This is a genomic window from Acidovorax sp. KPB24-03 (assembly GCF_057546605.1).
Genome location: NZ_BAAJYR010000188.1, coordinates 1 through 6,888, shown reverse-complemented (window position 1 = coordinate 6,888; position 6,888 = coordinate 1). Strand labels below are relative to the sequence as shown.

Sequence of the window (6,888 nt, the reverse complement as noted above, 5' to 3'; positions counted from 1 at the left end):
CCGCGAGGGCGCCATCGAGGCGATCGTGGCGGCCGACATTCCCGCCACCGCCGTGTATGGCGCGGGCCAGCAGGAGCGCTCCGCCCTCTTCACGGCCATCCGCCCGGTGAACGGCACGGCCCCCTGCACCGATGCGGCGCTGAACGCGGCGCTGCTGGAGGACACCAGCACCGAGGCCACGGCCGCTTCCCGGGGCCTGGCCACGCCCACGGGCGGCGTGGCGGGCACCTGGTACATCATCGACGTGCCCAACTCCACCACCTTCTCGGGGGCCGCCACCGCGATCCGCGCCGTCAACAACGCGGGCCGCAATGCACGGGGCAACTACGTGCTGTTTCCGCCCACCGCGCAGACCGTCACCGCGCCTGAGCGCTACACCGCCGACCCACTGCTGGTCTCGGCCGGCTTCGCCACCCGCGTGAAGAACATCGACGGAGAAACCAGCGAGCCCACCAATGCGGCCGTCATCCAGGCGCGCTACTACGACCTGCCCGACCTGTCCACACCCTACTACCTGCCGGCCGGCGAACGCAACGCGCGCAGGACGGCGGGGGACCTGTCGGCGCAACTGGCGGCCACCGAAGTGATGAACCAGTACGCCACCGACCCCTCCATTTCCGCCCGAACGGACTGGGTGCTGTCCATGCCCACCAAGCGCTACAGCGTGGCCTACGACTATGGCCAGCCCCCAGCGGTCGCCCGCGTGTATTCGGTGGTGCCGCCCTCGGACCTCGGCAGCCAGTATTTCTCGGGCGACGACACCCAGGTCAAGACCAGCCCCGAGAGCGTGTGCAGCCAGTGGAACCTGACCTATTTCGACCGCCAGACCAGCACCAAGCCCGCCCTCAGCCCCGTGGTGGCCTGCGGCACGGTGGCCACGTTGGGCTTCCAGGAGGCGGGCCGCTCCGGCGTCTCGGCCTCGATCACCGCGCAGCCCCGCTCGGACGCCTTCGTGTCCGGCTGGGCCAGCATCGCCACCAATGCGTCGGATGGCCGTCCAGTCATCGGCGCCGCCCTGCTCAAGCTCACCAACCCCAATGCCACACCTGGCGTCGCGGGCAATTACGGCCTGACCATGCCGCACATGTATAAAGCGCCCTGAGCGCACGCAGGGCGGCGGCCGATTGAGGCCGCCATGGGCCCGGCGCTCGGAACGGGTTCACGATCCTTGCCGGAGCCGCCGGGCACCATCGCCCGGCATGGCTCCCATCCTCAGCGCGGTGGTTTCGATTTGCGGGTGGCCTGCTGCATGCAGCGGCCGCCCAGGGCGGGCTTTTGGCCCCATCCCACCACCACCGTGCCGACCCCATCGCGTGACAGGCTGCCTTTGCGCAGCCTACGGGCGATGCGGAGACGTTCCCACCTGCCATCCCAATCACAGGAGAAACCGTGAAAGTCAAAACCATTTCCGGGGCGGTCAGCGCCCTGCTCGGCACGCTGGCCATGGCCGGCGCAGCACACGCAGGCGTGATCGCCGGCACTGGCGCCACGCCTTCCAGCACGCAGTTGGGCGGGACCGATGCCATCAGCTTCAAGGTGGCCGAAGGCCAGGCAGGCCATGCGCTGCTGGTGCCCTATTTCACGGCGCAGAACGGCCAGATGAGCGTGCTGCACCTGGTGAACACCGACCTCGACAACGGCAAGGTGGTGAAGGTGCGCTTTCGCGGCGCCAACAACGGCGACAGCCTGCTGAGCGTGCACGTGCTGCTGTCGCCCGGCGATGTGTGGACCGGCGCGGTGACGGCCGGTGCCGACGGCCTGGCGCAACTGACCACCACCGACCGCAGCTGCACGCTGCCGCACCTCGCGCAGGGTGTGGCGCAACCGTTCTCCACGGGCCGGCTGGACCCCGCGTGGACCCCCGAGGTGATGGCGGCCAACACCCGCGAGGGCGCCATCGAGGCCATCGTGATGGCCGACGTGCCGCAGGCGGCCCTCTATGGCCCCAACGGCGCCAGCCAGTCGGCGCTGTCCGTCGCCATTCAGCAGGTGAAGGAGGTCGCGCCCTGCTCCGAATCCGTGCTCAATGCCGCGCTGATGCAGGACACGAGCAGCGAAGCCGTCGCCGCCAGCCGCGGCCTGGCCGCCCCCAGCGGCCAGCTCAGCGCCACCTGGTACGTCATCGACGTGCCCGGCTCCACCACGTTCTCCGGCGCGGCCACGGCCATCCAGGCCATCAACAACACGGGCCTGCCGGCGCGCGGCAACTACATGCTGTTCCCTCCCACGGACACGGCAGTCTCGCAGCCGGAGCGCTACACCGCCGACCCCCTGCTGGTGTCCGCAGGCCTTGCCACGCGCAACAAGGACGCGCAGGGCAACACCGCCTTCCCGACGACGGCGGCGGTCGTGCTGGCCCGCTACAACGACCTGCCCGACCTCTCCACGCCGGTCTACCTGCCTGCCACAGCAGACAGCGCCCGGGCCACTGCCGGCGATCTCTCCCGGCTGCTGGCCGTGCGCGAGTTCAAGAACCAGTACGTTCTCGACGACTCCATCTCCGCCCGCACCGACTGGGTCGTGGCGACCCCCACCAAGCGGTACAGCGTGGCCAAGGACTACAGCCAGTCGGACCCGTCGAACCAGCGCGTCTATTCCCTCGTGCCGCCCAGCGGCGGCGGCGAGCAGTACTTCCATTCGCTCAACACCCAGGTCCGCGACGGTGTCTGCAGCCGGGGCGGCAGCTGGAGCTTCCGCATGGGCTCGCGCGATGGCAGCCTCACCCCGGAAAGCGTGATTTCAGACGCGGCATCGCAACCCGAAAGCTGCGGCGCACTGTCCGTGCTTTCGTTCTCGGACACCCGGTCGGCCGTTTCTTCGTCCGTGGCCCGCAAGACGCTGCAAGGAACGTTTTCCAACGGCTGGGCCATCTTCCGGATGCCCGACGCGAGAGGCATTCCCCTCATCGGCACTGCGTTCACCAAGCTGAGCAACCCCAGCGCCACGCCCGGCGTGGCGGCCAACTATGGGCTGACCTTTCCGCATGTCGTGAAGGCGCCCTGACCCCCTGAGGCAGCCTCCCGTGACCTCCGCCCCGGCGGTGGTCACGCCCCAGGCATTCCAATGGCGGCTGCGTGGTGGATGAGCCGAGCCGCTCGCAGCGAAGCCACCCGGGCCGATCTTCCCGCCTTGCCGCGCGCCGCCGGCCTTCCGGCCCCGCGTCAGATCGCCATGGGCAGTTCGGTCGTCGAGAGCACGTTGCGGATCACCATGAACGAGCGCACCTGCCGCACGCCTGGCAAGTAAAGCAGCTGCTCCGCATGCAGGCGGTTGAAGCTCTCGCTGTCCCTGGTGCGCACCAGTAGAAAATAGTCGAACTCGCCCGTCACCACGTGGCATTCCATGCAGCCCGAGATCCTGGCGGCGGCCTTCTCGAACTCGGCGAACGACTCGGGCGTAGAGCGGTCCAGCACCACGCCGATCATCACCAGCATGCCCGCGCCCACGGCGCGCGGGTTGAGCAGCGCCACCACCCCGTCGATCAGCCCCAGGCGCTTGAGGCGCTCCACGCGCCGCAGGCAGGCAGGCGCGCTCAGGTGGACCTTGGCCGCCAGCGCCACGTTGGAGACCGATGCATCGCGCTGCAGGGCCCGCAGGATGGCCTTGTCGGTGCGGTCCAGTTCGCCGGTGAGATCGGCGGCGGATACCGGCACCGCAGGCTTTCTTAATTTTGTTGCGCACATGAATGATTTCCTGCAATGAAGTCGAAGTAAAAAGGTTTCACGGCCTTTTTCAGGCCGATTTTCAATCCATTTTTGCAACCCTGTTGCGCCCGCATTTTCCTACCATTCCAGACAACGGATTGCCCTTGTCGATTGCCCCTGCCACTGCGCGGCAGCAGCCATCCACCGCGGCGCCGGAGCCCCGCCCCCATGCCCTTCCCTTTGCCAGGATGCTTCCCATGAACTTGCAGAAATTCCCCCGCCATTCGCTGACCTTCGGCCCCACGCCCATCCAGCCGCTGCCGCGCCTGTCCGCCCACCTGGGCGGCAAGGTCGATCTGTACGCCAAGCGCGAGGACTGCAACTCGGGCCTGGCCTTCGGCGGTAACAAGACGCGCAAGCTCGAATACCTCATTCCCGAGGCGATCGAAGGCGGCTACGACACGCTGGTCTCCATCGGCGGCATCCAGTCCAACCAGACGCGCCAGGTGGCCGCCGTGGCCGCACACCTGGGCATGAAGTGCGTACTGGTGCAGGAGAACTGGGTGAACTACTCCGACGCGGTGTACGACCGCGTGGGCAACATCGAGATGAGCCGCATCATGGGCGCCGACGTGCGTCTGGACGCCGCGGGCTTCGACATCGGCATCCGCCCGAGCTGGGAGCAGGCCATGGAGGATGTGCGACAGGCCGGCGGCAAGCCGTTTCCCATTCCCGCGGGCTGCTCCGAGCACCCCAAGGGCGGGCTGGGCTTCGTCGGCTTCGCCGAAGAAGTGCGCCAGCAGGAAAAGGAACTGGGTTTTCAGTTCGACTACATCGTCGTGTGCTCGGTCACGGGCAGCACGCAGGCCGGCATGGTGGTGGGCTTCGCGGCCGATGGCCGGGCCGACAAGGTGATCGGCATCGATGCCTCGGCCAAGCCGGAGCAGACCCGCGCGCAGATCCTGCGCATCGCGCAGAACACCGCCCAACTGGTGGAACTGGGCCGTGACATCACCGAAGCCGACATCGTGCTGGACACGCGTTACGGCGGCCCCGAATACGGCCTGCCCAGCGAGGGCACTCTGGAGGCGATCCGCCTGTGCGCGCGCCAGGAGGCCATGCTGACCGACCCGGTCTATGAAGGCAAGTCGATGCACGGCATGATCGAGATGGTGCGCAACGGCGAATTTCCGGCAGGCTCCAAGGTGCTGTATGCCCACCTGGGCGGCGTGCCCGCCCTGAACGCCTACAGTTTCCTTTTCCGCAACGGTTGATCCCCCCAGGAGAACGCAGCACCATGACACGACTCGGCTGGCCCGGCGCCACCCCCTTGCCCGATACGCTCGACCCCGGGGAAGTCCAGGAATGGTGCGATGCGCTCGACGGCCTGCTGGCCGCCTGGGAGCCCCGCCAGGGGCGCGAGCGTGCCGCGGCGCTGCTCGACGCGTTGCTGGCCCATGCGCGCCAGCGCGGGCTGCAATGGAGCCCGGCCGGGATCACCTCGTACCTCAACACCGTGCGGGTGGAGGAACAGCCGCCCTACCCGGGCGACCCGCAGATCGAGCAGCGGCTGTCGGCCATCGTGCGGTGGAATGCGCTGGCCATGGTGGTGCGGGCCAATGCCGCGCAGGGCGAGCTGGGCGGCCACATCGCCAGCTACGCCTCGGCGGCGGACCTGTTCGAGGTGGGCTTCCACCATTTCTTCCATGCGCGCACCGAGCAGCACGGCGGCGACCTGGTGTATTTTCAGCCGCACTCCGCGCCCGGCGTCTATGCGCGCGCCTACCTGGAAGGCCGGCTGAGCGAAGACTCCCTGCGCCACTACCGTCAGGAACTGGCCGCCGAGGCCAAGGGCATCCAGGGCCTGACCTCCTACCCCCATCCCTACCTGATGCCGGATTTCTGGCAGTTTCCCACCGGCTCGATGGGCATCGGCCCGATCAAGGCGATCTACCAGGCGCGCTTCATGCGCTACCTGGCCGACCGGGGCCTGTGCGACACGGCGGGCCGCAAGGTCTGGGGCTTCTTCGGCGACGGCGAGATGGACGAGCCCGAATCCATTGCCGCGCTCACCCTTGCCGCGCGCGAGGGGCTGGACAACTGCATCTTCGTCATCAACTGCAACCTGCAGCGCCTGGACGGCCCGGTGCGCGGCAACGGCCGCATCGTGGACGAGCTGGAATCGCTGTTCACCGGCGCCGGCTGGAACGTCGTGAAATGCCTGTGGGGTTCCGAATGGGACGCGCTGCTGGCGCGCGACCATGGCCACGCACTGGCCCGGGCCTTCGCGCAGACGGTGGACGGCGAGTTCCAGACCCTGAGCGCGAACGACGGCGCCTTCAACCGCCGCCACTTTTTCGGCAAGAGCCCCGAACTGCAGGCCCTGGTGGCCCACCTGTCGGACGACGACATCGACCGCCTGCGCCGCGGCGGGCACGACCCGGCCAAGGTGCATGCCGCCTTCGCGCGCGCGGCCGGCCACACCGGCCAGCCCACCGTGGTGCTGGCCAAGACGATGAAGGGCTACGGCATGGGCAGCGTGGGCCAGGGCCGCATGACCTCGCACCAGCACAAGAAGCTGGGCGCCGACGAACTGCTGGCCTACCGCGACCGCTTCCACCTGCCGCTGACCGACGAAGAGGCCCGCACCGCCGCTTTCTGCAAGCCCGCCGACGACAGCGCCGAGATGCGCTACCTGCACGACCGCCGCCAGGCGCTGGGCGGCTACCTGCCCGCACGCCGCGCTCGGGCGCCCGAAGTGGCCGTGCCACCGCTGCCGGCCACCGGGGGCTTTGCGCTGGAGGCCGACGGCAAGGCCATGAGCACCACCATGGCCTTCGTGCGCCTGATGGGCAACCTGCTGAAAGACGAGGCGCTGGGGCCGCGCGTGGTGCCGATCGTGGCCGACGAGGCACGCACCTTCGGCATGGCGGGGCTGTTCCGCCAGGTCGGCATCTATGCGCCGTTCGGGCAGCTCTACCAGCCCGAGGACAACGCCTCGATGCTGGTGTACCGGGAAGAAAAATCCGGCCAGATTTTGGAAGAAGGCATCACCGAGGCCGGCGCGCTGGCCTCGTGGACGGCGGCGGCCACCAGCTATTCGACGCACGGGCTGTCGATGCTGCCGTTCTACATTTTCTACAGCATGTTCGGCTTTCAGCGCGTGGGCGACCTGATCTGGGCCGCGGCCGACCAGCGGGCGCGCGGCTTTCTCATCGGCGCCACCTCGGGCCGCACCACGCTG

General features: G+C 68.6%; 5 protein-coding genes. 4 read left to right on the top strand and 1 reads right to left on the bottom strand.

Annotated features, from left to right (window positions below; translation table 11 throughout):
* Positions 1–1,102: surface layer protein NpdA (locus AC27KI_RS16600; protein WP_487114808.1), on the top strand; the 1,102-nt coding region annotated here is incomplete at its 5' end.
* 287 nt (positions 1,103–1,389) lie between these two features.
* The gene (locus AC27KI_RS16595; RefSeq protein WP_487089841.1) at positions 1,390–3,003 is read left to right on the top strand and encodes a surface layer protein NpdA; all 1,614 of its coding nucleotides are present in this window, start codon (positions 1,390–1,392) and stop codon (positions 3,001–3,003) included.
* Positions 3,004–3,161: 158 nt separating this feature from the next.
* Here AC27KI_RS16595 and AC27KI_RS16590 read toward each other — a convergent pair whose 3' ends face one another.
* A complete protein-coding gene (locus AC27KI_RS16590; RefSeq protein ID WP_284431352.1) occupies positions 3,162–3,683 on the bottom strand; it encodes an Lrp/AsnC family transcriptional regulator in 522 nt (173 codons plus the stop codon).
* 218 nt (positions 3,684–3,901) lie between these two features.
* Here AC27KI_RS16590 and AC27KI_RS16585 point away from each other — a divergent pair, with 218 nt between their 5' ends.
* Both AC27KI_RS16585 and aceE read left to right on the top strand, forming a co-directional pair.
* A complete protein-coding gene (locus tag AC27KI_RS16585) occupies positions 3,902–4,918 on the top strand; it encodes a 1-aminocyclopropane-1-carboxylate deaminase (RefSeq protein WP_272566827.1) in 1,017 nt (338 codons plus the stop codon).
* 23 nt (positions 4,919–4,941) lie between these two features.
* A partial coding sequence (aceE, locus tag AC27KI_RS16580) for a pyruvate dehydrogenase (acetyl-transferring), homodimeric type (protein WP_487114805.1) occupies positions 4,942–6,888 on the top strand: 1,947 nt, incomplete at its 3' end.

What these genes read in the sequence shown, in the direction of transcription:
- AC27KI_RS16590 (WP_284431352.1), bottom strand. Translation starts at nt 3,683, where the DNA reads ATGTGCGCAACAAAATTAAGAAAGCCTGCGGTGCCGGTATCCGCCGCC.
- AC27KI_RS16585 (WP_272566827.1), top strand. Translation starts at nt 3,902, where the DNA reads ATGAACTTGCAGAAATTCCCCCGCCATTCGCTGACCTTCGGCCCCACG.